Origin of the sequence: Nonomuraea sp. NPDC050202 (assembly GCF_040656115.1) — a bacterium.
Lineage (GTDB): Bacteria > Actinomycetota > Actinomycetes > Streptosporangiales > Streptosporangiaceae > Nonomuraea.
The window spans coordinates 810764-837095 of record NZ_JBFALF010000001.1; the positions used below are offsets into that span (position 1 = coordinate 810764).

Here is a 26332-nt window from a genome sequence, read left to right on the forward strand (position 1 = left end):
CGCGCACCCGGGCGGCACCCGGTCACTCGCAAGGTCACTCGCAAGGTCACTCGCCCGGTCACTCGCCCGGTCACTCGCCTGGTCACTCGCCCGGGCGCACCAGCCCGGTCTCGTAGGCGTACACGATCGCCTGTGCCCGATCGCGCAGACCGAGCTTCATCAGCACCCGCCCCACATGCGTCTTGACCGTCTGCTCGGCCACGAACAGCTTCCCGGCGATCTCCTGATTGGACAGCGCCTGCGCGACCAGGCTGAGCACCTCCGTCTCCCGCTCGGTCAGCTCATCGAGGCGCCGCCCCGTCACCGGCCGCGGCGCGCCCATCCGGGCGAACTCGGTGATCAGCCGCTTGGTGATCGCCGGGGCGATGAGCGCCTCCCCGGCCGCCACCACGCGCACGGCCTCGGCGAGCTGCGCGGCCGAGGCGTCCTTGAGCAGGAACCCGCTGGCCCCGGCCCGCAACGCCTCGTAGACGTAGTCGTCGAGGTCGAACGTCGTCAGGATGAGCACCTTCGCAGTGCTCTGCCGCGCCATGAGCTCCCTGGTGGCCTCCAGGCCGTTCATGACCGGCATGCGCACGTCCATGAGCACCACGTCGGGGCCCAGCTCGGCGGCCCGCTCCACCGCCTCCCGCCCGTCGGCCGCCTCGCCCACGACCTCGATGTCCGGCTGGCCGCTCAGGAACACCGTGAAACCGGTGCGCACCATGCCCTGGTCGTCGGCGATCAGAACCCTGATCACATGCTCTCCCTCTCCGCGATCGGTAACGTCGCGAGCACCTCGAAACCTCCACCGGCGACGGGGCCCGCGTCGAGAGTGCCACCCAGCAGCGCCGCCCGCTCCCGCATCCCCACCAGCCCCTGCCCGGCCCCGCGCGCCGGCCCGCCCGCCGATCCACCCTCCGGCCCGCCCGCCGGTCCACCCGTCGGCCCGCCCGCCGGGCCGGGCTCGGCGCCCGCGTCGTTGGCGATGCGCAGCCGCAGCTCGTCGCCCCGGCGCGCGATCTCCACCGCGACGGTGACGCCCGGCGCGTGCCGCATCACGTTGGACAGCGACTCCTGCACGATCCGGTACGCCGACAGCTCCAGGGCCTGCGGCAGCCCGTCGAGCGCGCCGGACCGCTTGACCAGCACGGCCAGCCCGGCGGCGCGCGCGTTGGAGACCAGCTCGTCGATCCGGTCGAGCCCCGGCTGCGGCGCGGTGTCGGTGCGGCCCTGGGGGTCGCGCAGCACGCCGAGCACCTGGCGCAGCTCCGCGATGGCCTCCAGCGACAGCCCCCGGATCTCGGCCAGGCCCGCCTCCAGTTGCGCCACGTCGCCGGCCGCCTTGAGCGGCACCGCCTCCGCCTGGATGGCGATCACCGACATGTGGTGCGCCACCACGTCGTGCAGCTCGCGGGCGATGCGGGCGCGCTCCTCCAGCACGGCCTGCGCGCCCTCCGCCTGCCGCGTGCGCCGCTCCTCCTCCACCAGGCGGGCCGTGGCGGTGCGCCGCACCCGGACGTTGTAGCCGAACAGCACCGCCACCGAGGCGATGATCGTGGCCAGGAACATCGAGTCGGGGTGGACGATCCACAGGCCCAGCACCGTCGTGGCCCAGACGCCCCCGGTGATCTGCCGGTCGCACCTGACCGCGACCGAGTAGAGGACCAGCAGGTACATGATGATCGCTGTGATGATGTAGGGCGGTTCGCCCTGGCCGACCGTGATGGTCATCCAGATGATCACGGGCGCCAGTACGGCGGCGACCCGCCACGCCGCCAGCGGCCACCGGTCGCGCAGGGCGACGGGCAGCGCGACGCCGATCGCGGCCAGGTACGGGAAGATCAACGGGACGGGCCCGTGGATGGCCGGGTTGGCGATGTGGGCCCGGGCGGCGGCCTGGTTCCACTCCAGGGTGGTGCTGATCGTGATGCCGTACAGGACGAGGGCCAGCAGCAGGTCGGCCACCTGGACGAGGTCCCATGACCGGTAGGGCACCAGCGCCTCGAGCCATCGGGGCACCATCAGCCGCAGGCGGCGCGCGCCGGACGGGGGATCGGCGTCGCCCTGGAACAGCGCCAGCGCGAACGGCCCGGCGGCCGCCCGCCCGGCCCGCCTGAGCGGGCGGGCCTGCTCGCCACCGCTGTCACCGGGCAAGCCACCGGCCTCGTCGGCGCCGGCCCGCGACCGCCTCCACGGGCGGCGGCGGGCGATCGACCGGCCGAGCGAGCGGGCGCGCTGGACGAGGATCACCTGGTCAAGGTTACGAGCGTGCGCGGCGCCGGTCGTCACCCCGGGGTCTGACGTTCCCGTCACCCTCAGGTATCGCTTACAACATTACGATCGCCGTGAGCGAACATCGGCAAGGAAGGGAACAGCGCAAGGCTCCGATGAGTTGAGCCGGTATAACTCAACCCTTTGGAGTTCGCATGAGTGAGAGCTTGATCCTCCCGGTCCTGCCGCTGGACGACGAGGTCGTCCTGCCGGGCATGGTGGTTCCGCTGGACCTGTCCGACTCCGAGGTGCGCGCTGCCATAGACGCGGCCCGTGCATCCGGTGGCAACAAGCCACGGGTCCTCCTCGTTCCCCGGATCGACGGCCGGTATGGCGCGATCGGCGTGCAGGCCGTCGTCGAGCAGGTCGGGAGGCTGCCGGGCGGCGAGCCCGCCGCCGTCGTGCGCGGCGTGAACCGGGTTCGCGTGGGCACCGGCACGACCGGCCCCGGCGCCGCACTGTGGGTCGAGGCCGAGACGATCGACACCGTCGCCGCCGGCGAGCGCGCCCAGGAGCTGGCCAAGGAGTACAAGGCGCTGGCCACCACCATCCTGCAGAAGCGCGGCGCCTGGCAGGTGGTCGACCAGGTCAACCAGATCGACGACCCCTCCGTGCTGGCCGACAGCTCCGGCTACACCCCGTGGCTGAGCACGGCGCAGAAGGTCGAGCTGCTGGAGGCGGCCGACCCGGCCGAGCGGCTGGCCAGGCTGATCGAGTGGTCCCGCGAGCACCTCGCCGAGCTCGACGTCGCCGAGACGATCCGCAAGGACGTCCAGGAGGGCATGGAGAAGCAGCAGCGCGAGTTCCTCCTGCGCCAGCAGCTCGCCGCCGTCCGCAAGGAGCTCAAGGAGCTCAACGGCGACTCCACCGAGAGCGAGGAGGAGGACTACCGCGCCCGGGTGGAGGCCGCAGACCTGCCGGAGAAGGTGCGCGAGGCCGCGCTCAAGGAGGTCGACAAGCTGGAGCGGACACCCGACCAGTCCCCCGAGACCGGCTGGATCCGCACCTGGCTCGACACCGTCCTCGACATCCCGTGGAACGAGCGCACCGAGGACAACTACGACATCATCGGCGCCAGGGCCGTGCTCGACGCCGACCACACGGGCCTCGACGACGTCAAGGACCGCATCATCGAGCACCTGGCCGTGCGCAAGCGCCGCCAGGACAAGGGCCTCGGCGTGGTGGGCGGCCGCCGCAGCGGCGCCGTGCTGGCCCTGGCCGGCCCTCCCGGAGTCGGCAAGACCTCGCTGGGCGAGTCCGTGGCCCGCGCGATGGGCCGCAAGTTCGTCCGCGTCGCGCTCGGCGGCGTCCGCGACGAGGCCGAGATCCGCGGTCACCGGCGCACCTACGTCGGCGCGCTGCCCGGCCGCGTCGTCCGCGCCATCCGCGAGGCCGGCTCCATGAACCCGGTCGTCCTGCTCGACGAGGTCGACAAGGTCGGCGCCGACTACCGCGGCGACCCCACGGCCGCCCTGCTGGAGGTGCTCGACCCGGCGCAGAACCACACGTTCCGCGACCACTACCTCGAGGTCGAGCTCGACCTGTCCGACGTGCTGTTCCTGGCCACGGCCAACGTCCTGGAGGCCATCCCCGGGCCGCTGCTCGACCGCATGGAGGTCGTCACCCTCGACGGCTACACCGAGGACGAGAAGGTCGCGATCGCCCGCGACCACCTGCTGCCCCGGCAGCTGGAGCTGGCCGGGCTGACCCCCGAGGAGGTCACGGTCGAGGACGCGGCGCTGCGCAGGCTGGCCGCCGAGTACACCCGCGAGGCCGGCGTGCGCTCGCTGGAGCGCTCGGTCGCCAGGATCCTGCGCAAGGTGGCGGCCAAGGACGAGCTGCCCGTCACCGTGGGCGAGGACGACCTGGTCGACTACATCGGGCGGCCGAGGTTCGTGCCGGAGTCGTCGCTGCCCGAGGCCAAGCAGCGCACCTCGGTGCCCGGCGTGGCCACCGGCCTGGCGGTCACCGGAGCCGGCGGCGACGTCCTGTACGTCGAGGCGTCCCTGGCCGACCCGGAGACCGGCGAGACGGGCCTGACGCTCACCGGCCAGCTCGGCGACGTGATGAAGGAGTCGGCGCGGATCGCGCTGTCCTACCTGCGCTCGCACGGCGCGGAGCTGGAGCTGCCGGTCACCGCGCTGAAGGACCGCTCGGTGCACGTGCACTTCCCGGCCGGCGCGGTGCCGAAGGACGGCCCCTCGGCGGGCGTGACGCTGACGACGGCGCTGGCCTCGCTCCTGTCCGGGCGGCAGGTCCGCGGCGACGTGGCCATGACCGGCGAGATCTCGCTGACCGGGCGGGTGCTGCCGATCGGCGGCGTCAAGCAGAAGCTGCTGGCGGCACACCGGGCGGGCATCACGACCGTCCTCATCCCGGCCCGCAACGAGCCGGACCTGGACGACGTGCCCGAGGAGGTCAGGGGCGAGCTGACCATCCACACCGTCAGCGACGTGCGCGAGGTCCTGGACATCGCGCTCACCCCGGCGAAGGTCGCCTCCTCCGTGGCGGCCTGACCCGCTGAGGACCACCGCCCCGCCGCGCCCAACCTTCCCGGGCGCGGCGGGGCGGTCGCATGTCCCGGGGGAGCCGCTCACAGCGAGTGACGCAGATCACGAAACAGATCAGGAATAGCGGGATATGGCCTCGTCGTTAGCAACGGCGTGAACGAGGCATACGCGACCGGTCGCGGCATCCCCACGATGGGGGCCGCGTGTCGCCGCATGCGTATGGGGCGAATGCCGGCCCGTTAAGAGCAACCCGTCCGCCCGTTCTCCTCGAAGGCCGTCATGATCGCACCTGGTTTCGTGCTGCGCAGGCTGAGCCACCTGCCTTTCCACCCCGGCACCCGCTGAGGGCCGGAGCCCCTTCTCCACCGGTGATGTACGTTCCCGCGGCCCCGGCCGCCCTCAGTCATGGGGATTCCCAGTGATCCAGGCTTCAGGCCTGCGCAAGCAGTACGGCACGACCGTCGCGTTGGACGGCGTGGACCTGCACGTGCGCGAAGGCGAGATCCACGGCGTGCTCGGCCAGAGCGGCGCCGGCAAGAGCACGCTGCTGCGCTGCGTCAACCTGCTGGAGCGCCCCACCGCGGGCACCGTCACCGTCGCCGGCCAGGATCTGACCGCGCTCGGCGACCGCGACCTGAACCGCGCCAGGCAGCGCATCGGCATGATCCACCAGCACTTCGCCCTGCTCTCCTCGCGCACGGTCGCCGGGAACGTGGCCTTCCCCCTGGAGGTCATGGGCGTGCCCAGGGCCGAGCGTGAGCGCCGCGTCGGCGAGCTGCTGGAGCTGGTCGGCCTGGAGGGCCGCGGCAAGCACCGCCCCCACCAGCTCTCCGGCGGGCAGAAGCAGCGCGTCGGCATCGCCAGGGCGCTGGCGGGCAACCCCTCGGTGCTGCTGTCGGACGAGGCCACCTCGGCGCTCGACCCGGCCACCACGCAGTCGATCCTGGCCCTGCTCAAGCGGCTGAACGCGGAGCTGGGCCTGACGATCCTGCTCATCACCCACGAGATGAACGTGGTCAAGAGCGTCTGCGACTCGGTCGCCATCATGGCGCAGGGCCGCATCGAGGAGTCCGGCTCCATCGCCGACCTGATCAGGACACCCGGATCGCGCCTGACCAGGGAGATCTTCCCGCTGCCCGAGCCCGCGCCGTCCGGCTCGGTGACGCTGACGTTCACCGGCGACCCGCGCCAGCCCGTGGTGTCGGAGGTGGTGCGCAAGTTCGACGTGGACCTGAGCATCCTGGGCGGCTCCATCGAGGACCTGGCCGCGGGATCCGTCGGCCGCCTGCGGGTGGCGCTGGACGGTGCCGAGGCCCCCGCCGCGCTGGCGTACCTGCGTGATTCCGGCCTGATCGTGGAGGAGGCGCCGTGACCTGGGAAGAGATGCTCCCGCTGCTGTGGCCGGCGACGGTGGAGACCGCGCTGATGGTGGGCTGGGCCACGCTGTTCACCGTGCTGCTCGGGCTGCCGCTCGGCGTGGCGCTCGTGGTGTTCGACCGGGACGGGCTGCGGCCGCTGCCCGCGTTCAAGTCGGGGCTCGGGTTCGTGGTCAACATCGGGCGGTCGCTGCCGTTCATCGTGCTGATGATCGCGATCATCCCGTTCACCCGGCTCGTCGTCGGCACGACCATCGGGACCGCCGCGTTCGTGGTGCCGCTGACCGTCGGCGCGGTGCCGTTCTTCGCCCGGCTGGTCGAGACCGCGCTGCGGGAGGTCGGCACGGACGTCGTGCAGGCCGCCCAGGCCATGGGCGCGAGCAGGACCGCGATCGTGCGCAAGGTCCTGCTGCCCGAGGCGCTGCCCGGCCTGGTGGCGGGCCTCACCGTGACCGTCGTCGCGCTGATCGGCTACTCCGCGATGGCCGGCACGCTCGGTGGCGGCGGGCTGGGCGACCTGGCGGTCCGCTACGGCTACCAGCGGTTCGAGACGCTTCTCATGATCGTGACGGTCGTGCTGCTGCTCGTGATCGTGCAACTCCTGCAGAGCCTGGGCGACTGGGTCGCTCGGCGCCTATCGCATAAGTAAGGAAAAATCATGAAAATTCACCGCCTTGTGGGTGCCGTCGCACTGGCCCTGTCGCTCGCCGCATGCGGCACGTCGCAGTCCGCGACCGGGACCGACACCGCGGCTGCCCAGGGTGCCGACGCCGTGCTGAAGGTCGGCGCCAGCCCCGTGCCGCACGCCGAGATCCTGAACTTCGTCAAGGACAACCTGGCCCCGGCCGCCGGCATCAAGCTGGAGGTCGTGGAGTTCACCGACTACGTGCAGCCGAACGTGCAGCTCGACGAGGGCCAGCTCACGGCCAACTTCTTCCAGCACAAGCCGTACCTCGACGACTTCAACGCCACCAAGGGCACCAAGCTGAGCTTCGCCACGCCGGTGCACCTGGAGCCGCTCGGCCTCTACTCCAAGAAGATCACCGACGTGTCCGCCCTGGCCAGCGGCGCCACCGTGGCCCTGCCGAACGACGCCACCAACCTCGGCCGCGCGCTCAAGCTGCTCGCCGACAACGGCCTCGTCACGCTCAAGGACGGCGTCGGCACCGCCGCCACCGAGCGCGACGTGACGGGCAACCCGAAGAACCTGCAGTTCAAGCCGCTCGAAGCCGCGCAGCTCCCGCGCTCGCTGGAGGACGTGGACGCCGCGGTGATCAACGGCAACTACGCCATCGAGGCCGGTCTCAAGCCCGCCACGCAGGCGCTGGTGCTGGAGAAGACCGAGGGCAACCCGTACGTGAACGGCCTGGTCGTGCAGGCCGGCCACGAGAAGGACGCGAACATCGTCACCCTCGGCAAGCTCCTGCAGGACCAGAAGGTCAAGGACTTCATCAAGCAGAAGTACGAGGGCTCGGTCATCGCCGCCGAGTGACGCCAGAGCCGCGGCCTCGGCGCGAGGCCGCGGCTCCACCGCCCGGGTCCTGGCGCGGCGGGCGATCAACCGAATACTGTTCTGGTCATGCATCCGGGAGCCATCGCAGCAGTCACCCCCGACAAGCCCGCTGTGATCATGGCGGGCTCCGGGCAGATCATCACCTTCCGCGAACTGGACGAAGAGTCGAACCGCCTGGCCCACCTGTTCCGCGCGGCGGGGCTGCGGCCGGGTGACCACATCGCGTTCATGCTCGCCAACCACCCCCGCTTCCTGGCCATCGCCTGGGCCGCGCACCGCTCGGGCCTGTACTACACCCCCGTCAGCTCGCGGCTGCAGACCGACGAGCTCGCCTACATCGTCGACAACTGCGGGGCGCGGGTCTTCATCTCCAGCGCGGACCTGGCCGCCGTCGCCACCTCGATCACCGGCGCCACCCCCGGCGTCGAGCTGCGCCTCATGCTGGACGGCGTGGCCGAGGGCTTCGAGCCGTACGAGGAGGCGGTGGCCAAGCAGCCGGCCACCCCGGTCGAGGACGAGTGCACGGGCGCGGACATGCTCTACTCCTCGGGCACCACCGGCCGCCCCAAGGGCGTCAAGCTGGCCGCCACGCACGGCCCGCTCGACGAGCCCGGCATGCTGTTCAGGCTGATCCAGGGCCTGTTCGCGCCCACGCCCGACAGCGTCTACCTCTCGCCCGCCCCGCTGTACCACGCCGCGCCGCTGCGCTACAGCCTGACGTTCCAGCGGCTCGGGGCCACGGTGGTGGTGATGGAGCGCTTCGACCCCGAGCAGTATCTGGCGCTGGTGGAGCGGTACGGGGTGACGCACTCGCAGCTCGTGCCGACGATGTTCATCAAGATGCTCAAGCTGCCGGAAGCGACCCGGGCAAAATACGATATTTCCTCACTTCGGTACGCCATCCACGCCGCCGCCCCCTGCCCTGTCCCCGTCAAGGAACAGATGATCGACTGGTGGGGCCCGATCATCCACGAGTACTACGCGGGCACCGAGGGCAACGGCTTCCTCTACGTCGGCCCCGAGGACTGGCTCCGGCACAAGGGCACGGTCGGCCGCTCCCTGCTCGGCGTCGTGCACGTCTGCGACGAGGACGGCAACGACCTGCCGCCCGGCGAGCACGGCACGATCTACTTCGAGAACGGCGGCCGCTTCGAGTACCACGGCGACCCCGGCAAGACCCGCTCCTCCCAGGACCCGCTCGGGCGCGGCTGGACCACGCTGGGGGACATCGGCTACCTGGACGAGGACGGCTTCCTGTACCTCACCGACCGCCGCTCGTACATGATCATCTCCGGCGGCGTGAACATCTACCCGCAGGAGGCCGAGAACGTGCTCTCGGTGCATCCGAAGGTGGCCGACGTGGCGGTGTTCGGGGTGCCGGACGAGGAGATGGGCGAGCAGGTCAAGGCCGTGGTCGAGCCGGTGTCCATGGCCGAGGCGGGGCCGGCGCTGGAGGCGGAGCTGATCGCCTACTGCCGGGAACATCTGGCACACTACAAGTGCCCGAAGTCGGTGGACTTCCGCGAGGAGCTCCCGAGACACCCGACAGGCAAGCTCTACAAGCGGCTGCTGCGCGACGAGTACTGGCGCGCGAGCAAGTAAAAATCCCGGACATCTTTCTGGCCCCGCATCCCCCGGCCCGACCTCGATCGATAAGGGCTCCGTCAGGCTGGAGCGCCCTGCTGGATTTTCGGCTTAACCAGGGCTTACGCGCTTCTTGACACCCTTGAATCATCGGGATCCGAGGGAGATGGAAGATGAACGCGAACGAGCCTCGCGAGCAGGGCGCCGGCGGGTGGAGCCAGTTCGGCGCCACCCCGCCGGCCGCCGGGGGCTTTCCCCGGCGGGACACGATCGCCATGGAGGTGCCCGCGCCCGCGCCCCCGCCGCCCCCTCCGCCGTCCGGCAAGCACCGTCTCACCGCCGCGCAGAAGGCCATCGCGGGCCTCGCCCTGGCCGCCATGGCGGTCGGCGGCGGTGTCGTGGGAGCCGTCGCCGCCACCTCGTTCCAGCCTGAACCGATCGCCGGCAGCAGCCCCAGCTCGCCCAGCCCCGTCTTCAAATCCGCCTCCGACCAGCTCACCGTGGCCGACGTCGCCGCCAAGGTGCAGCCCTCCGTCGTGATGATCCAGGGTCGAACCGGTGAGGGCTCCGGCGTCGTGCTGTCGGAGGACGGGCTCATCCTCACCAACAACCACGTGGTCGTCGGCGCCGGGCAGGGCGGCCAGATGACCGTCAAGTTCAGCGACGGCAAGACGGCCAAGGCCAGCGTCGTCGGCACCGACCCCGCCACCGACCTCGGCGTCATCCGCGCCGAAGGCGTCTCGGGGCTGACCAAAGCCACGCTCGGCGACAGCGACCAGCTCAGGGTCGGCGACCCGGTGCTCGCCATCGGCAGCCCGCTCGGCCTCGACGGGTCCGTCACCGCCGGCATCATCAGCGCCCTGGACCGCACCCTCAACCTCGGCGACGACCAGCCGCAGGTCCCGCCGGGCTGGGGCGAGCAGCAGCAGCAGAGCGCGCCCACCACGATCGGCGGCGCCATCCAGACCGACGCCTCGATCAACCCGGGCAACTCCGGCGGCGCGCTGGTGAACGCCGCGGGCCAGCTCGTCGGCATCAACACCGCCATCGCCTCCCAGGCCGCCGGCGGCGGCGTCGGCTTCGCCATCCCGGTCAACACCGCCAAGCAGGTGGCCGACCAGCTCATCAGCACCGGCAAGGTCACCCACGCCTTCCTCGGCGTGAGCGTCACCGACGCGACCGGCGACGTGCCCGGCGCCCTGATCAGGCAGATCACCGCCGGAAGCCCCGCGGAGCAGGCCGGGCTGAAAGAGGGCGACCTGATCACGAAGATCGGCGACAAGGCGGTTGACGGAGGCGATACGGTTGTCGGGCAGGTCAGAGGTTTCAAACCGGGCCAAGAGGTCAAGATCACATATATGAGGGATGGCGCGACCCACGAGGTCAACGTCACACTCTCGGAGAATAAGTAACAAGGACCCCCTCATGGACGGGTGTGCCGTTGAGATCGCTGCGGACTCGGCGGCACACCCCCCCGGTTTCGGGCCCGGCTTCAGGGCCCGGCTTCAGGGCCCGGCTTCAGGGCCCGGCTTCAGGCTCCGTTCCGGGCCCGGCTTCCGCGGGGAAGCGGGCCCGTCCCCTCAGGAGAAGCGCCGGCCCTCGTCGCGCCGGTAGGCCCAGGCCGCCGCGATCGCCGTCACCACGGTCCACCCGGCCAGCGAGATCAGCGCCACCGCGTTCGGCGTGGTGCCAGCCGTGACCGTCCACAGCAGCTCGGCCACGCCCCGGGTCGGCACGTACGGGGAGATGACCTCCACGAAGTCGGGCAGCATCGCCGGCGGCAGCAGCAGCCCGCCCACGATCGCCATCGGGAAGAACAGCACCTGCGACGCGGCGATCGCCCCCTTGGCCGCCATCACGGACCCGATGAACAGGCCCATCAGCATGAACGGCACCACCCCCACGACCAGCGCGCCCAGCCCCAGCAGCAGCCGCAGCGGCGTGGTGGTCGCCTCGGTGAGGAACGCCGCGACCAGCAGCACCGGCACGATCGAGACCAGCGTGCCGGCCAGCGTCGCCAGGATCCGTCCGGTGAAGCGGGGGAGCGGGCCGGCGGGTAGCGTGCGCAGGTACGGGTTCCACGGCAGCTCGCGGTCCTGGGCCACGGTGATGCTCAGGTTGATGAGCGCCCCCGCCATCGCGCCGAAGAACATCATCGACCCCGTCGCCATGGTCGCGGCCTTCGGATCGTCGCCCGCGAACGGCACCACGAACGCCACCATCGAGATGGCCGGGAACAGCGAGCTCGCCAGCAGCCCGACGGGCACCCTGAGCTGCTCCAGCAGGAAGAGTCTCGTGTGTGCGGCGACCAGCTCAGGCATGGGCCGACTCCTTCGTGGTGAGGGTGAGGAAGGCCTCCTCGAGGGTGGTCGGCCTGATCTCCAGGCCCGAGAACGGCGTGCCGCTGCGTACGAGCTCAACGACCAGCCGGTCGGGGTCGGTGGTCATCAGGTTGACCCGCCCGTCCACGCGCTCGGCGCCGAGCACGCCCGGCAGCTCGGGCAGGTCCGCCGCGACGAGCGAGACGCGCCGCACGCCCACGATGTCGCGCACGGCGCGCACGGTGTCGTCGGCCAGCACCCTGCCGGAGCCGACCACCACCACCCGATCGGCCAGCGCCTCGATCTCCTCCAGGTAGTGGCTGGTCAGCAGCACGGTGCCGCCGTCCTCGTGGAAGGACCTGATGCCCTCCCAGAGCGTGCGCCGCGCCTTCACGTCGAGCCCGGTCGTCGGCTCGTCCAGGAAGACCAGCCGCGGCTTGCCCGCGAACGCCAGCGCCACCGCCAGCCGCCGCCGCTGCCCGCCGGACAGCCCGCCGACCTGCCGCCTGACCAGGTCGCCTAGCCCGAATCGGGCCAGCAGCTCGCCTCTGTCCTCGCGGTCGGGGAAGTGCGCCGACACGAAGTCGACGATCTCCCCGACCCGTAACGTCTCCGGCAGCCCCGTCTCCTGCGGGGTCACGCCGATGCCGCGGCGCGCGACCGGATCCCCCGGCGAGCCGCCGAACAGCTCGACCACGCCCGACGTCGGCCGGCGCAGCCCCACGAAGAGATTGATCAGGGTGGACTTGCCCGCTCCGTTGGGGCCGAGCAGGCCGACCAGCTCGCCCGCCCTGATGTCGAGCGAGACGCGGTCGAGCGCCAGCACGTCGCCGTATCGGCGGGAGACCTCGATCGCCCGGGCCAGAACCGTCATCACGAGCCTCCAGCGTTGTCCAGCAGGGTACGGATGGCCTTGGTGTAGTCCTCGAATGCCAGCCGCCCGCGCTTGGTGAGCCGCACGAACGTGACCGGCGTGCGGCCCCGATGGGTCTTGGTGATGGCCACGTATCCGGCCTCCTCCAGCTTGGTCAGGTGAACCGACAGATTCCCGGCCGTCATGCCGAGCAGGTCCTTCAGCGAGTTGAAGGCCATCTCGTCCCCCTCCGCGAGGACGTTGAGCGCGGCGACCACCCGCAGCCTGGCCTGGGCGTGGATGACGGGGTCGAGCTCGGGCAGCGCCTTGTCCGCGGTCACGAGCGGCGCCTCGCCAGCACCCCCACGGCGATGAACCCGCCACCCAGCAGCACGGCCGACAGCAGCGCGTGCCAGCCGGCGCCCAGCAGCACGCCCAGCCCGTTGACGGCGGCGATCCAGACGCCGAGGAAGAACATCGGCCAGGCCAGGAAGATCGCGCCGCCGGCCATGTACAGCACCGCCACCAGCATCAGCGAGCAGCCGCCCCACAGCAGGCCGCTCTCCTCCGGCGGTAGCTGAGGGCTCATTCTCGCGCAGATGACGTTCATGAGCGCGAACCCGGCGAACCAGGCGTAGCCGAACATCGCCCCTCTGGCGTTCGTGTCGCCGCGGACCCGTCTGTTCATCCACACGAAGCCGCGCGCGGCGACGGCCCCCGCCACGATCAGGCCCGCCAGCAGCACGCCCACGGCCTGCATCTGGGAGATCGGCGCGTACGGGCGGCCGTCGAGGCCGTAGTGCAGGAACAGCGCCGTGAAGCCGAGCAGCCAGGCCACGCCCCAGGGGATGTAGATCAGCAGCGGATCGCCGGAGAGCCACTTGGTGGTGGCCGCGCGCTGCTCCTCGATGACGCGCAGCATCTCCTCGGGACTCGGCGAGCGCTCGTCTTCCGTCATGCAAACTCCTCGATCCTTCAAAGTGGTTTGAATCGTAAACCTGATTGCGCCGCCAACTCAAGCCGTCGGAAGGTTGCGGAGGCTTACCGGCCGGCGCGAGATGACGACCGGCCCGCAGCCGGGCGCCGGCCGGTCATGGCCTCGGGCGGGCCCATCACAGCCTGGCGTGGGCCGGGCATGGGCTCGCGTGGGCCGGGCATGGGCTCACGCGGGCCGGTCATCGCCTCGTCAGGACCTCGGACTCCCACAGGTCGCGGTAGTAGCCGGGCACGGAGACCAGCTCGTCGTGACGTCCCCGCTGCACGACCCGGCCCTCCTCCAGCACGACGATCTCGTCGACCGACTCCAGCCCCTTGAGCCGGTGCGTCACCAGCAGTGTCGTGCGGTCGCGGGTCACGTCCAGCAGGTCGGCCATCAGCCGGTCGGCCGTCTCCTCGTCCAGCGCCTCGGCCGGCTCGTCCAGCAGCAGCACCGGCGGGTCGTACAGCAGCGCCCTGGCCAGGGCCAGCCGCTGCAACTGGCCGCCGGACACGGTCCTGCCGTCCTCGCCCAGCTCGGCGTCCCAGCCGGTGCGCTCCACCCACCCGTCGAGCCGGGCGTCCCGTACGGCGCGCCGCAGCGCCTCGTCGTCCGCCTCGGGGCCTGCCAGGCGCAGGTTGTCGCGGAGGGTGGCGCGGAAGATGTACGGGTCCTGGGTCAGGCCCGTCATCAGGGCCCGCACGTCGTCGCCCGCCAGGTCACCGAGGCCGACGCCGTTGACGGTGATGCTGCCGGACTCGGGCTCGACCAGGCGCATCAGCGCGGCCAGCAACGTGCTCTTGCCCGCCCCGCTGGGGCCGACGATCGCGACCCGCTTGCCGGGCGTCAGCCGCAACGACACCCCGTCCAGCGCCGGCCGCCCGGCCCCGTCCGGCGCGGGTCGCCCGGGCCGGGCCGGGGCCGGTCGGCCGCTGGGCTCCGGGTGTGGCGGGACCTCGGTCAGGTCCGGCGCCGCGTGGCGGACCACGAGGTCGTCGATCTCGATGGTCAGCGGCGCCTCGGGCCGGGGCGCGGGCGCGGCGGGCTCCGCGGTCGCCGGGGCCGCCGAGCGTACCTCACGCAGCCGCCGCAGGGCGGCGGTGATGCCCGCCATCCGCTCACCCGCCGCGGCCAGCGGCAGCACCGGCTCGAAGGCGACCAGGGACGTCAGCGCCAGCACCGCCGTGCCCACCGAGCCCGCTCCGGCACCCTGAGCGAGCAGGACGACGCCCGCCACCGTCAGCCCCTGCACCAGCGTGCCCCCTGCCAGGGCGGCGGCGTGCACGCGGGCCTGGCGGCGTTCCAGCGCGGCCAGTGCCTCGTCGGCCGCCAGCGCCTTGGCCAGCGCCTCGTCATCGGCGCCGTACGCGGCCAGGTCCGCGGAGCCGTGCACCAGATCGGCCACCCGGCTCGCCAGCGCCGCCCGCGCGGGGGCGATCCTGGCCGACCAGCGGCGCGCCGCCGCGGCGGTGCCCGCGGGCAGCGCCACCCCGGCCACCACCAGCCCGGCCACCAGCACCAGCGCCGCCACCGGCAGGATCGTCAGCCCGACGACGACCGCCGCCAGCCCCGCCATCGCCGCCGCGGCGGCGGGCAGGAGGCAGCGGACGAGCAGGTCCTGCACGGCCTCGGTGTCGTCCACCATCCGGCTCAGCAGGTCGGCGCCGCCGTGGCGGGGGCGCTGGGGCGGGACGAGGGCCTCGTAGAGCCGCTCCCGGGTGCCGGCCTGGGCACGCAGGGCCACGTCGTGGCCGGTGAGGCGCTCGGCGTAGCGGAAGACGCCCTTACCGGTGGCGAACGCCCTGGTGGCCACGATCGCCACGCTCAGCGCGGCCAGGGGCGGCTGCTCGGCGGCCCTGGTGATCAGCCACGCGGCGGCGGCGATGAGCCCCAGCCCGGCCAGGTCGGCCGCCGACCCCGCCAGCACGGCCCACACCAGCCGCGTCCCCATCCGCCGGTTCATCGCGCACTCCCCTCACGCCGCACCTCCGCGGCAGCGTCCACCCGGCCGCGCGCCGCACCGCCGTCGTCGTCGGCGTGGCCGCTCTGATCGAGTCCGGTGCTGTCGCCGCCGGTGTGGTCGTTCTCTCCAGGTGTGGTGCTGCGGCGTCCGGTGTGGTCGTTTCGGCCGGTTGTGGTGCTGTCGCGTCTGGTGTGGTCGTTTCGGCTGGTTGTGGTGCTGTCGCATCCGGTGTGGTCGTTTCCACCGGGTGCGGTGCTGTCGGGGCCAGTGTGGCCGCTCTCGTCAGGCGGCGCGCTGGTGCCGGTGTGGTCGCTCCCGTTGAAAGCTGCGGCCGGGCCGGGCGTGCCCGCGTCCGTCGCGTCGGCGGAGGGCGGCAGCGTGGGGCCGGAAGGCGCCGTGGGGGAGGGGCGGCGCGTGGTGTCGGAGATGATGCGGCCGTCGTGGACGCGGATGACGCGGTCGGCGAGTTCGATCATGGCCGGGCGGTGGGCGACGATGACGGCCGTGCGGTCGCGTGACAGGTCCGCGGTGCCCGAGACCACCGCCGCCTCGCTGCGCCCGTCCAGGCGGGCCGTGGGCTCGTCCAGGAGCAGCACCGACGCGTCCGGGCGGCAGAAGGCCCGGGCCAGGGCGATCCGCTGGCGCTGCCCCGCCGAGAGGTTGGCGCCGCGCTCGCCCACCACCGTGTCGAACCCCTGCGGCAGGGACGCCACGAAGTCCGCGTGCGCCGCCGCCGCGGCCCTGCGCACGTCGTCCGGCGAGGCCGAGGGCGCTCCGAGGCGGATGTTGCCGGCCACCGACGTGGCGAACAGGTGCGGCCGCTGCGCCACGTACGCCAGCCGCGCCCGCCAGCCCGCCAGGTCGAGGTCGCGCAGGTCCGTGCCGTCGACGAGGACCCGGCCCTCGGACGGCTGGACGAAGCCGAGGATGAGGTGGAGCAGCGTGCTCTTGCCGCCGCCGCTCTCGCCGACCAGGGCGACCCGTTCGCGCGGGCCGATGGTGAGCGAGACGTTCTCCAGCGCGGCGCCGTCACGGCCGGGATAGCGCACGGTGACGTTCTCCAGCCGGATCTCCGGCGCCCCGCGCCCCGCCCCGCGCCGCTCGCCGGCCGCTTCCGGCGCCTCCCGTCGCGGACCGGCCTCCCCAGGCGCCTCGTGACGCTCACCGGCCCGCTCCGGCGCCTCGCGCCCGGTCTCCCGGCGCTCGCCGGACGTCTCCGGCCGGGCGTCGTCCCCCGACCGATCCAGTACGGCGAAGGCCGCGTCGGCGGCGGCCACCCCCTCCATGGAGGCGTGGAAGCGCGTCCCCATGGCCCGCAGCGGCAGGTACGCCTCCGGCGCCAGCAGCAGCACCAGCAGCGCCGTCGTCAGATCCAGCGACCCTCCGAGCAGCCGCAGCCCGACCGGCACCGCGACCAGCGCCAGCGACAGCGACGCGCACAGCTCCAGCACCAGCGACGACAGGAACGCCACCCGCAACGTCCGCATGGTGGCGCTGCGGTGCGCGTCGGCGATCTGCTGGATGACGGTGGCCTGGTAGCGGGCCCGGCCGAAGGCACGCAGGGTGGGCAGTCCGCGCACCACGTCGAGGAAGTGCCCGCCGAGCCGCGACAGCGCCACGAACTGCCGCTCGGTGACCGCCTTGGTGGTCATCCCGACCAGCGCCCCGAAGACGGGGATGAGCGGCAGCGTGACCAGGACGATCACCGCGCTGGCCAGGTCGGCGGCGAACAGCCGGACGAGGACGGCCACGGGCACCACGGCGGCCACCGCGATCGAGGGCAGGTAGCCGGTCAGGTAGTTGTCGAGCCCGTCGAGGCCGCGCCCCGCCAGCGTGACGAGCTCGCCGGAGCGGTGCGCGGTGAGCCGGGCGGGGCCGAGCTCGCGCAGCCGCTCCAGGAGCCGGTGCCGCAGCGCGGACTTCACGCCGGTGGCGGTGCGCCCGGCGAAGACGCCCTGCGTCCAGGCCAGCAGCGCCCGCACGCCCACCACCACCGCCAGCGCCGCCAGCACACCCGTGGCGAACCGCCCTGACAGCACCCCGGCCAGCAGCTCGGCCTGCACCAGCACGAGCAGCCCCGCCAGCACGGCGGCGGCCATGGTGACGCCCAGGTGGCGGCGGACCGAGCGCTCGGCCCGCATGAGAGCGAGAAGATCCTTGTGCACGTTCCCTCAGAAGAACGACGGGAGCCGGAAGGCGTCCTTGCCTGGCCGGAAAGTGCGCCACACCCATACTTGCGCCCCGAGCATGATGGGTGCGACGGGCAGGACCATGACACTGAGCACATTCAGCGTGGCCGCGGGCGCGCTGTGGTCCAGCAGGTACGGCATCGCGCCCCCCAGCACCCCCAGCGCGGGCAGCGCGGCGACGAGCCCCGACACCAGCAGCACCCGCCCCGACCTGATGGCCCCGAACACGCCAGGCGTCCGCCAGCCGAGGAACGTCCACCCGTGGAAGGCGAACAGCAGCGTCACCACCACGCCCAGCATGAGCCCGAGCGGGTGCACGGGCGAGGACTCGAAGCCGGTGGCTGCGGCGTACAGGGCCATGCCCCAGCCGACCGACAGCCCCAGGGAGCCGAACGCGATGGCGGCGTCCCAGAAGCCCCGCCACGCGGAGCCGTCCAGCCTGCGGCGGAACCACAGCCCGGCGTCGCGCAGCACCCAGCACAGCAGCATGGCCACGACCAGCGGGTACAGCCCGAACAGCACTTCACCTTCGAGCAGCGGGTAGACGCCGAACATGGTCCCGGCGACGGCCACCAGCCACACCTCGTTGGCCAGCACGTACGGGGCCATGGCGGCCACCATCCGGTCCCGGTTGTCGCGCGTCCTGCCGAGCACCGGCAGCAGCAGGCCGACCCCCAGGTCGAAGCCTTCGAGCGCGAAATATCCGGCCAGCAGCACCGTGAAGACGGCGAACCAGATCACTTCCATGTCCAGACGCTCCTCAGTGGCTCAGCGCGGGGGTGCGCGGCTCTTCGCGGGTGGTGGCGCCGAGGTCGAGGGCGTGCGGGCCGCGCCTGATCACCCGGGCGATGAGGACGTAGTCGACGACCGCCAGCAGCCCGAGCACGGCGGTGAACCCGATGAGCGAGGTCGTCACCATCCCCGAGGTCAGGCCGGGCGACATGGCGTCGGCCACGGTGAGCCGCTCCCAGATCATCCAGGGCTGGCGGCCGATCTCCCTGGCCATCCAGCCGAGGATGGACAGGACGAACGGCAGCGGCGTCATCGCGATCAGGATCGGATGCGTCCACCGCGCCCGCGGCAGGATCCCGATCATCGGCAGCATCACGAACAGCACGAAGAGCCCCAGGAGCTGCCCGAACTCAATCATGAGCCCGAGCGGGACGGCCGCTGCGGTGTTGTGGTCGCCGAACTTGCCGTCGGGGACGCCGGCGAACTGGGCGTATCCGAAGCCCAAGGTCAGCAGGATCCCGATGACCGCCGTGACCACGCCCATCCGCAGCGACCGGCTGAAGAACTCGACCTCCTGGGCCCTGCGCCGCAGCCGGTACGCGCTCGCGCCCACCAGCACCATACCCCCGGTGAACAGCCCGGCCCCGATCACGTGCGGGAAGGAGAAGACGAGGGACTGGTTGGTGAGCAGCGCGCCGAAGTCGGTCAGCTCCATCCGGTCGCCGCTGACGACGGCGCCGGCCGGGTTCTGCAGGAAGGAGTTGGCCACCATGATGAAGAACGCGCTCGCGTACGCCGTCAGCGTCACGAGCCAGATGCATGCCAGGTGCGCCCACCTGGGCAGCCGGTTCCAGCCGAAGATCCACAGGCCGAGGAACGTGGACTCCAGGAAGAAGGCCACCAGCGTCTCCATGGCCAGCGGCGCGCCGAACACGTCGCCCGCGTAGTGCGACAGCCCGCTCCACGCCAGGCCGAACTGGAACTCCATCACCAGCCCGGTCACGATGCCGAGCGCGTAGTTGATGACGTAGATCTGCCCCCAGAACCGCGTCATGCCCTCGTGCAGCGGCTTGCCCGACAATGCCCACCGGGTGTGCATGATCGCCACCAGTGGTGCCAGTCCCAGCGTGAGCACCACGAACAGGAAGTGCAGGCTCCCCGTCACCGCGAACTGTGTTCGCGCCAGATCCAGTACGTCCATGACCGCTCCGTTGTTGTGCCTACCTACATATAGACAGCCTACATGTAGACTGGCTACTTAGCGGAACGATGTTTAGGATCAGAGACATGAACCCGGATGCGCTGCGCGGTCACATGGACGCGCTGTTGCTCTCAGTGCTGGAGCGCGAGCCGCTGCACGGCTACGCCATCATCGAGGCGCTGCAGGAGCGCAGCGGTGGCGCGCTCAACGTGCCCACGGGCACCGTCTACCCGGCGCTGCGCAGGCTGGAGCGCATCGGCTACCTGTCGAGCGAGTGGGCGACGGTGGGCGGGCGCAAGCGGCGCACGTACCGGCTGACCGAGTCGGGCAGGAAGCAGCTCCAGGGGGAGCGGTCGGCCTGGCAGGAGTTCACCAGCGTGATCGGCAGCGTCCTGCGGTCGGAGGCGAGCGCCGTGCGGTGAGCCGCACCGGCCCCGGGAGGGGGCTCAGCGGGTGGTGCCGGAGGCGGAGGTCCGCGTCATGCGCACGCAACGCGTGGCGCCGTAGATCTGGAGGCCCGACATGGCCCACGTCACCAGGTTGGCCAGCACGGCGGGCAGGCCGTGCAGGGTGTTCGGCGACTCCATGCCGAAGGTCATGAGCATCCCCAGCCCGCCCGTGATCGGCAGGGCGGCGAAGACCAGCACGCCCAGCGACCTGGTCGCCAGGCGCGGGCGGCGGATCCAGCGCGCTCCCCGGCTCAGCGCGAACAGCACGAGCCCGCCGTACAGGCCGGTGCCGAGCTGGATGAGGTCGAGCAGCCGGGAGGCGGGGGAGTACCACCACGGCTGGTTGAGCCAGGCGTCGTCGCCGGCGGGGTAGATCCGCCACAGGGCCGACCACATGGCCACGGTGATCGGCACGCTGATGAAGAGCAGCACCCCCAGCCGCCGCCCCGCGACGGCGGTCAGCTCGGCCTGGTAGCCGGGCGCGACCTCGTGGATCTCGCCGAACTCCGCCACCGCCTGCCGCTCGGCCTCCGCCCGCGCCAGCCCGTCGGCCTCGAGCGCGTCGGCGGTGTCGACCAGGCTGTCGCGTGCCTCGACGACAAGGTCGCGCTTGGGGCCGTTCGGGCCGCTCAGGACGCCGTCGAGCTCGGCCACGTAGTCGTCGATGAGCATGGCTCAAGTCTACGGAGGGCGATCTAGGGGGTCCATCGGGGAGCACCCTGAGATTGCTCCGGGTTGTCATGTAGGAAAATTCCTACGTATAGTGACTGACATGCCAATCTCCTCCCTCCTCACGGTCACCGTGCCTGTCGCCGACCAGGAGCGCGCGCTCGACTTCTACACGCGCGTGCTCGGCTTCGAGGTGCGCACCGACGATCCGTTCCCGATGGGCCGCTGGCTCACCGTCGCGCCCAAGGGCGCCGGGACCACGCTGCTGCTGGCCTCCTGGTTCCCCGGCATGGCGCCGATCGGCGGCCTCGTCGTGGGCGCGCCCGACCTCGACGCGCTGGCCGCCGGGCTCCAGGAGCACGGGGTCGCCTTCCAGGGCCCGAGCGAGGAGGCGTGGGGCCGCCAGCTGCTGTTCCACGACCCGTTCGGCAACGGATTCGTGGTCAGCCAGACATGACCGCCGATCACGTCTTCACCGCGCTGGCCAGCCCGGCCCGGCGCGAGCTGCTGCGTCTCCTTCTCGACGAGGGCGCCCAGCCCGCCGGGCGGCTGGCCGAGCGGTTCGACATGAGCAGGCCCAGCGTCTCGGAGCACCTCAAGGTGCTCAGGGACGCGGGGCTCGTGGCCGAGACCCGCAAGGGCAGGGAGCGCCACTACCGGCTGGAGGCGGAGCCGCTCATGGAGATCCGCGACTGGCTCACCCCGTACGAGCGGTTCTGGCGCGAGCGCCTCACCGCCCTGACCACCCTTCTCGACGAAATGGAAGAAGACGACGATGGCTCACGACAAGACCGCTGAGGACCTGCGCGCGATCAGGCTCGACCAGTTCATCGCGCATCCGCCCGCGAAGGTGTGGCGGGCGCTCACCGAGCCCGAGCTCGTCGCCCGCTGGCTCATGCCGGGCGACTTCAAGCCGGAGGTGGGGCACCGGTTCACCTTCACCACCCAGCCCAAGAAGCAGGTCGGCTTCGACGGGGTCGTCCACTGCGAGGTGCTGCGGATCGAGCCGGAGAAGCTGCTGCAGATCAGCTGGAGCGACAACAAGCGGGCCGACTGGACGGTCACCTGGCGGCTGGAGCCCGAGGGGAAGGGCACGCGGCTCTTCCTCGACCACGAGGGCTTCGACCCGGGCGACGAGCTGCAGCAGCTCTCGCGGCGGATCATGGGCGGGGGCTGGCCCCGCATGTTCGGCACCATCGAGAAGATCGCCGCCGAGCTCTGACCGCCAGATCGGCGCCCAGCGCCGGTCAGGCCGGCGGTGCGGGGCCGGTCAGGTCAGCGGTGCAGGGCCCAGGTCAGCGGTGCGGGGCCGATCGGGGCGCTCAGGGGGGCGCGGCCGGGCGGCTCAGAGGTGCGGGGCAGGACCGGCTCAGGGGTGCAGGGCCGGGCCGACGGTCCCGGGGCGGTGGCCGGCGTGGGAGGCGGAGCTCCACGCGACGGCCGCCGCCATCAGCGCCATCACCAGCGCGATCCAGACCGCCGCCCGGCCCATGCGCATCCCGTACCCGCACAGCAGCCACGACACCGACAGCCACCACCCGTGACCGGCCTGCCGGCGCATCTCCATGGCGGCGAAGGCGAAGTCGGCCGAGGTGGCGCTGTCGGCGGGCCGCAGCCCGGCGTAGAGCGCCGCCAGCCGGTCGGGCGAGGCGCCCGGATCGTCGGTGCCGGAACGGCTGTGCACGGTGCGCTCGTCGGCCAGCGCCCGCCGCCGCGAGAACCACCGCAACATCGGCCACCGCATGCTCACCCGCACCCCGCGGGGCGTGAGCGCGAACGTGCACTCCTTCACCCGCACTCCGGAAGGATGGGCCAGCCCCGCGAACCTGCACGCCGACAGGTCCAGCCCCAGCAACTCCAGGCTGGTCGCCTCGACCTGCCGCAGCGACGTCAGCATGGACATGCCCCGCCCCATGACGGTGGCGGGGCCGCGCAGCACCGCGCCCTCCAGGTCGGCCTGCGAGTCCGTCAGCCGCACGGTCGTGGGGCCCGTCACCTGCACGTGCCGCAGGTCCACGCCGCATCGCGCGACCGCCACGTCGAGCAGCCCGTCGGCGCGCGCCCTGGCCATCGAGAGCCGGCCGGTGGCCGACAGGTAGGCGTCCGCGGCGAAGTGCGCCGTCTCGAACCCGGCGTGCCCGCTGACCTTGCGGAACGACAGCGTACGGCCGAAGCGCGCCCCCCTGAACGCGGCCCCGTCGCCGAGCCGGGCGCCGTCGAAGGTGGCGTACCCGTCGAACCTGGCCCGCTCGCACGACAGCCCGTGGCCGAACACGGCCTGGCTGAACAGCGCGTCCCGCGACATCACGGCCCGGTCGAGCGAGACGTGCCCGCGCGCGGTGACCCCGTGGAAGGACAGCTCCCTGGCGAACCGCACGCCCGCCAGCGACACGTTCCCCTCGAAGCGGGCGCCGAAGAACGAGGCCAGCCGGTCGAAGCGGGCGCCGTCGAGCGAGACGTCCCCGGCGAACGTCACCCCCGACAGCCTGACGTCGCCGGTGAACCTGGCCCGGTCGAGCCGGGTGCGGCCGGGCCTGCGGCCGGTCGCGTCGAGAACCCTGGACAGCAGGTCGCTGGTGACGGTGGTGCCCCGCAGATCGACCAGGCGGCCGGGGGAGAGCGCGCTCAGGGCCGCGCCGAGTTGTTCGGGATCGAGGTGAGCCATGCACAGGCCGGACGGCCGGCTAGCGACTCCGGTGCAAGCAGCCGAATACGCGCAGGTGACCCAGTCCATGCATGGGTGATACCCGTCGCGGCCGGGGTCAAGGTTCGCTGATTTTTTTGTCCCCCCACGTTTGTGCGGAAATATGCGGTCTGAATTGGGCCGTCCGCTTGTCTCCCGTACCTGGCCACACCGTGCGCCGGAGCATGGAATGCTGGTGGTGGGTACGTGGTTGAGACGGATGCACTACTACTGACACGAGCGAGGAGCCACTTGTGGCGACCATCGAAGTAACCGAGAAGAACTTCAACGACATCGCCGACAAGGGGATCGTGCTGCTCGACTTCTGGGCCGAGTGGTGCCCGCCGTGCAAGAAGTTCGGGCCGATCTTCGAGCAGGCGTCGGACAAGCACGACGACATCACCTTCGGCAAGATTGACACGGATGCCGAGCAGGGGCTGGCACAGGGGTTCGACATCACCTCGATCCCCACGTTGATGGCCATCCGCGACGGCATCGTGGTCTTCGCCCAGGCCGGCGCCATCCCGGCGCCCGCGCTCGAGGACCTGATCAGTCAGGTCAGGGCGCTCGACATGGACGCCATCAGGGCCGAGCTCAGCGAGGAGCTGAAGAAGGCGCAGCAGAACTGACCGTCATGCGAGCAAGCCCCGCCCTCGCGGCGGGGCTTTCGCGTTCCTCCGGCGTACCCCGGCGTACCCCGGCGTCCCTCAGCGGTTCCCCGGCGTTCCTCAGCGGGCGGGCTTGCGGCCGACGCCGACGTAGCCGAAGTTGATGCCGTTGCCCGGCGCGGACGGGTCGTCGGGACGCCAGCCGTTCGGGAACGTCAGCCCCGGCTCGGCCAACTCGTACCCCTCGAAGAAGCGCAGGATCTCCTCGCGGGTGCGCAGGTTCAGCGAGGCCGTGGCCTTCTTGTAGATCTCCAGGGCCTGCGGGGTGACGTCCGGCGTGGGGTCCACGGCGTGGCTGATCACCAGGTGGCTGCCGGGCGCGCTCGCCTTGCGCAGCTTGGCCACCACGTCGTAGGCGATCTCGTCGGGGATGAAGTGCAGGATCGCCAGCGCCAGGAACGCCACCGGCCGCTCGAAGTCCACCAGGCCGCTCAGCTTGTCGAGCAGCACGTCCGGCTCGCGCACGTCGGCCTGCAGGAAGTCGACGTTGTCCTTCCTGGCCAGCAGCGCCCTGCCGTGCACGCACACCACGGAGTCGTAGTCGACGTAGACGACGCGGGCCTCGGGGGCGATCTCGTGCGTGTTGCCCTGGGTCGGCAGGCCGGCGCCGAGGTCGACGATCTGGCGCACGCCCTGGTCCACGACGTACCCCACGGCGCGGCGCAGGAAGGCGCGGTTGGCGCGGGCGCCTACCTTGGTGTCTGGGAAGTTCTTGAGGATCTGCTCCGCCGCCGCCCGGTCCGCGGCGAAGTTGTCCTTACCGTCGAGGTAGTAGTCGTACATACGCGCGACGTTGGGGACGTTGGGGTCGACCCCCTCCGGAGCACTATCCACATCTTCTCCCGAAAAATGGGCTCTTTTCGGGGTGATCATAGCTGTGCAACTAGCGCGAATACCGGGAATTCGGTTCACCTGCGAAATGAGAGGTAAATCACTCGAACGGGCTGTAATGACGCCGACGCGGGCCGGAGTTTTCCCGGCCCGCGTCGGACGCGACGAGCATCGGCCCCGCGGGTCAGCCGCGGTAGAGCTCCGCCACCCGGAAGGCCAGGTCGAGCGACTGGCCGCGGTTGAGACGGGGGTCGCAGGCCGTCTCGTAGCGCGTGGCCAGGTCGGTCTCGCCGATCTCGAACCCGCCGCCCACGCACTCCGTCACGTCGTCGCCGGTGAACTCGATGTGGATGCCGCCCGGGTGCGTGCCCAGCGACCGGTGCACCTCGAAGAAGCCGGCCACCTCGTCGAGCACGTCGTCGAGCCGGCGCGTCTTGTGCCCGCTCGGGGCCTCGAACGTGTTGCCGTGCATCGGGTCGCAGATCCAGGCCACCTTGGCCCCGGTCGCGGTGACCTCCTTGACCAGCGCGGGCAGGTGCTCGCGGATCTTGGAGGCGCCCATGCGGGTGATGAACGTGAGCCGCCCCGCCTCGTTGGCCGGGTTGAGCTTGTCGATCAGCGCCAGCGCCTCGTCGGGCGAGGTCGTCGGGCCGAGCTTGACGCCGATCGGGTTGCGGATCTTCGAGAAGAAGTCGACGTGCGCGCCGTCGAGCTGGCGGGTGCGCTCGCCGATCCAGACCATGTGCGCCGACACGTCGTACGGCAGCCCCGTACGCGAGTCGATGCGCGTGAGCGCCCGGTCGTAGTCGAGGATGAGCGCCTCGTGCGAGGAGTAGAACTCGACCGTGTGGAACTCCTCGGGGTCGGCCCCGCACGCCCGCATGAACGCCAACGCCTGGTCGATCTCCCTGGCCAGCTGCTCGTAGCGGCGCCCGGCGGGCGACTCGGCCACGAAGTCCTGGTTCCACGCGTGCACCTGCCGCAGGTCGGCGTAGCCGCCCTTGGTGAAGGCACGCGCCAGGTTGAGCGTCACGGCGGAGGAGTGGTACGCCTTGAGCAGCCGCCACGGGTCGGGCGTGCGCGCCTCTTCGGTGAAGTCGAAGCCGTTGACCATGTCACCCCGATAGGCGGGCAGCTCGACGCCGCCCCGCGTCTCGGTGCCCTTGGAGCGCGGCTTGGCGAACTGCCCGGCCACCCGGCCGATCTTCACCACCGGCACCCGGCCCGCGTACGTCAGCACGATGGCCATCTGGAGCAACGTCTTCAACTTTTGACGCACGTTGTCGGCCGTCGCGCCGGCGAAGGTCTCGGCGCAGTCACCGCCCTGCAGGACGAACGCCTCGCCGCGGGCGACCGCGGCCATCTGCTCCTTGAGCTGGTCGCACTCGCCTGCGAAGACCAGCGGGGGCAGGCCGCCGAGCTCGGCGACAACCTTGTCGAGCTCGCCGCGGTCCGGCCAGTCGGGCTGCTGCGCCGCGGGGAGGGCTCGCCAGGAATCGAGATCCACTAGATTGCTGCTCACGAGATACGAGGGTATTCCACTGGCTCGGCCCCACCGACC

The 26332-nt window shown here is 71.6% G+C and carries 25 protein-coding genes; 11 read left to right on the top strand and 14 right to left on the bottom strand.

Going from position 1 to position 26332, the window contains the following annotated elements:
- Positions 1–82: 82 nt before the first annotated feature.
- A complete protein-coding gene (locus tag AB0I79_RS03975) occupies positions 83–739 on the bottom strand; it encodes a response regulator transcription factor (protein ID WP_357866499.1) in 657 nt (218 codons plus the stop codon).
- On the bottom strand, positions 736–2232 hold the full coding sequence (locus AB0I79_RS03980; RefSeq protein WP_357866501.1) for a histidine kinase: 1497 nt from the start codon (positions 2230–2232) through the stop codon (positions 736–738). Before AB0I79_RS03980 ends, AB0I79_RS03975 begins: the two co-directional genes overlap by 4 nt.
- A 176-nt stretch (positions 2233–2408) precedes the next feature.
- Between AB0I79_RS03980 and lon the strand changes: the two genes are divergently transcribed.
- The 6 genes from lon to AB0I79_RS04010 all read left to right on the top strand — a co-directional run bounded on the left by lon (position 2409) and on the right by AB0I79_RS04010 (position 10648).
- Positions 2409–4769, top strand: a complete 2361-nt coding sequence (gene lon, locus AB0I79_RS03985) for an endopeptidase La (RefSeq protein ID WP_357866503.1) — start codon at positions 2409–2411, stop codon at positions 4767–4769.
- A 412-nt stretch (positions 4770–5181) separates the two neighbouring features.
- Entirely contained in the window at positions 5182–6135 is a 954-nt protein-coding gene (locus AB0I79_RS03990) for an ATP-binding cassette domain-containing protein (RefSeq protein WP_357866505.1), read from the top strand.
- Positions 6132–6788 carry a methionine ABC transporter permease gene (locus tag AB0I79_RS03995; RefSeq protein WP_357866507.1) on the top strand — a complete coding sequence of 219 codons (657 nt, stop codon included), beginning with the start codon at positions 6132–6134 and terminating at the stop codon, positions 6786–6788. Before AB0I79_RS03990 ends, AB0I79_RS03995 begins: the two co-directional genes overlap by 4 nt.
- A gap of 9 nt (positions 6789–6797) precedes the next feature.
- On the top strand, positions 6798–7631 hold the full coding sequence (locus AB0I79_RS04000; RefSeq protein WP_357866509.1) for a MetQ/NlpA family ABC transporter substrate-binding protein: 834 nt from the start codon (positions 6798–6800) through the stop codon (positions 7629–7631).
- Between the two features lie 87 nt (positions 7632–7718).
- Positions 7719–9254 carry an AMP-binding protein gene (locus tag AB0I79_RS04005; RefSeq protein WP_357866511.1) on the top strand — a complete coding sequence of 512 codons (1536 nt, stop codon included), beginning with the start codon at positions 7719–7721 and terminating at the stop codon, positions 9252–9254.
- A 155-nt stretch (positions 9255–9409) separates the two neighbouring features.
- Complete coding sequence (locus AB0I79_RS04010) at positions 9410–10648, top strand: trypsin-like peptidase domain-containing protein (RefSeq protein WP_357866513.1); 1239 nt, start codon at positions 9410–9412, stop codon at positions 10646–10648.
- 168 nt (positions 10649–10816) lie between these two features.
- Here the strand turns inward: AB0I79_RS04010 and AB0I79_RS04015 are convergent, their stop codons facing one another.
- From AB0I79_RS04015 to AB0I79_RS04050, 8 genes are all read right to left on the bottom strand, one after another.
- The gene (locus AB0I79_RS04015) at positions 10817–11557 is read right to left on the bottom strand and encodes an ABC transporter permease (protein ID WP_357866515.1); all 741 of its coding nucleotides are present in this window, start codon (positions 11555–11557) and stop codon (positions 10817–10819) included.
- A complete protein-coding gene (locus AB0I79_RS04020; RefSeq protein ID WP_357866518.1) occupies positions 11550–12431 on the bottom strand; it encodes an ABC transporter ATP-binding protein in 882 nt (293 codons plus the stop codon). Before AB0I79_RS04020 ends, AB0I79_RS04015 begins: the two co-directional genes overlap by 8 nt.
- Positions 12431–12751 (bottom strand): transcriptional regulator, encoded by a 321-nt coding sequence (locus AB0I79_RS04025; RefSeq protein WP_357866521.1) that lies wholly within the window; start codon positions 12749–12751, stop codon positions 12431–12433. The genes AB0I79_RS04020 and AB0I79_RS04025 overlap by 1 nt, the downstream gene beginning before the upstream one ends.
- A complete protein-coding gene (locus AB0I79_RS04030) occupies positions 12748–13368 on the bottom strand; it encodes a hypothetical protein (protein ID WP_357866524.1) in 621 nt (206 codons plus the stop codon). The genes AB0I79_RS04025 and AB0I79_RS04030 overlap by 4 nt, the downstream gene beginning before the upstream one ends.
- A 217-nt stretch (positions 13369–13585) precedes the next feature.
- Entirely contained in the window at positions 13586–15349 is a 1764-nt protein-coding gene (locus AB0I79_RS04035) for an ATP-binding cassette domain-containing protein (RefSeq protein ID WP_357866527.1), read from the bottom strand.
- Entirely contained in the window at positions 15346–17514 is a 2169-nt protein-coding gene (cydD, locus tag AB0I79_RS04040) for a thiol reductant ABC exporter subunit CydD (protein ID WP_357866530.1), read from the bottom strand. Before cydD ends, AB0I79_RS04035 begins: the two co-directional genes overlap by 4 nt.
- Positions 17515–17520: 6 nt before the next feature.
- Entirely contained in the window at positions 17521–18285 is a 765-nt protein-coding gene (locus AB0I79_RS04045; RefSeq protein WP_357866533.1) for a cytochrome d ubiquinol oxidase subunit II, read from the bottom strand.
- Between the two features lie 13 nt (positions 18286–18298).
- Positions 18299–19471, bottom strand: coding sequence for a cytochrome ubiquinol oxidase subunit I (locus AB0I79_RS04050; RefSeq protein WP_357866536.1), 1173 nt, complete (start codon positions 19469–19471; stop codon positions 18299–18301).
- Positions 19472–19557: 86 nt separating this feature from the next.
- On the opposite strand from AB0I79_RS04050, the gene AB0I79_RS04055 reads away from it, so the two are divergent.
- Positions 19558–19893, top strand: a complete 336-nt coding sequence (locus AB0I79_RS04055) for a PadR family transcriptional regulator (RefSeq protein WP_357866539.1) — start codon at positions 19558–19560, stop codon at positions 19891–19893.
- Positions 19894–19917: 24 nt separating this feature from the next.
- On the opposite strand, the gene AB0I79_RS04060 is transcribed toward AB0I79_RS04055, so the two are convergent.
- The gene (locus AB0I79_RS04060; protein ID WP_357866542.1) at positions 19918–20592 is read right to left on the bottom strand and encodes a permease prefix domain 1-containing protein; all 675 of its coding nucleotides are present in this window, start codon (positions 20590–20592) and stop codon (positions 19918–19920) included.
- 100 nt (positions 20593–20692) lie between these two features.
- On the opposite strand from AB0I79_RS04060, the gene AB0I79_RS04065 reads away from it, so the two are divergent.
- Genes AB0I79_RS04065 through AB0I79_RS04075 form a run of 3 tightly spaced genes read left to right on the top strand, consistent with a single transcriptional unit; the run spans position 20693 to position 21811 of the window.
- Entirely contained in the window at positions 20693–21046 is a 354-nt protein-coding gene (locus AB0I79_RS04065) for a VOC family protein (RefSeq protein WP_357866545.1), read from the top strand.
- Positions 21043–21387: a metalloregulator ArsR/SmtB family transcription factor gene (locus AB0I79_RS04070; RefSeq protein ID WP_357866548.1), complete on the top strand. Its 345-nt coding sequence runs from the start codon at positions 21043–21045 to the stop codon at positions 21385–21387. The genes AB0I79_RS04065 and AB0I79_RS04070 overlap by 4 nt, the downstream gene beginning before the upstream one ends.
- Positions 21365–21811 (top strand): SRPBCC domain-containing protein, encoded by a 447-nt coding sequence (locus AB0I79_RS04075; RefSeq protein ID WP_357866551.1) that lies wholly within the window; start codon positions 21365–21367, stop codon positions 21809–21811. Before AB0I79_RS04070 ends, AB0I79_RS04075 begins: the two co-directional genes overlap by 23 nt.
- A gap of 147 nt (positions 21812–21958) precedes the next feature.
- Here the strand turns inward: AB0I79_RS04075 and AB0I79_RS04080 are convergent, their stop codons facing one another.
- Positions 21959–23254, bottom strand: coding sequence for a pentapeptide repeat-containing protein (locus tag AB0I79_RS04080; protein WP_357866553.1), 1296 nt, complete (start codon positions 23252–23254; stop codon positions 21959–21961).
- A gap of 272 nt (positions 23255–23526) precedes the next feature.
- On the opposite strand from AB0I79_RS04080, the gene AB0I79_RS04085 reads away from it, so the two are divergent.
- A complete protein-coding gene (locus AB0I79_RS04085; protein WP_253746356.1) occupies positions 23527–23901 on the top strand; it encodes a thioredoxin domain-containing protein in 375 nt (124 codons plus the stop codon).
- 99 nt (positions 23902–24000) lie between these two features.
- Here the strand turns inward: AB0I79_RS04085 and AB0I79_RS04090 are convergent, their stop codons facing one another.
- Together AB0I79_RS04090 and AB0I79_RS04095 are read right to left on the bottom strand one after the other, a co-directional pair.
- Positions 24001–24774: an SAM-dependent methyltransferase gene (locus tag AB0I79_RS04090; protein WP_357866556.1), complete on the bottom strand. Its 774-nt coding sequence runs from the start codon at positions 24772–24774 to the stop codon at positions 24001–24003.
- 181 nt (positions 24775–24955) lie between these two features.
- Entirely contained in the window at positions 24956–26293 is a 1338-nt protein-coding gene (locus AB0I79_RS04095) for a class II 3-deoxy-7-phosphoheptulonate synthase (RefSeq protein ID WP_357866558.1), read from the bottom strand.
- Positions 26294–26332: the final 39 nt, after the last annotated feature.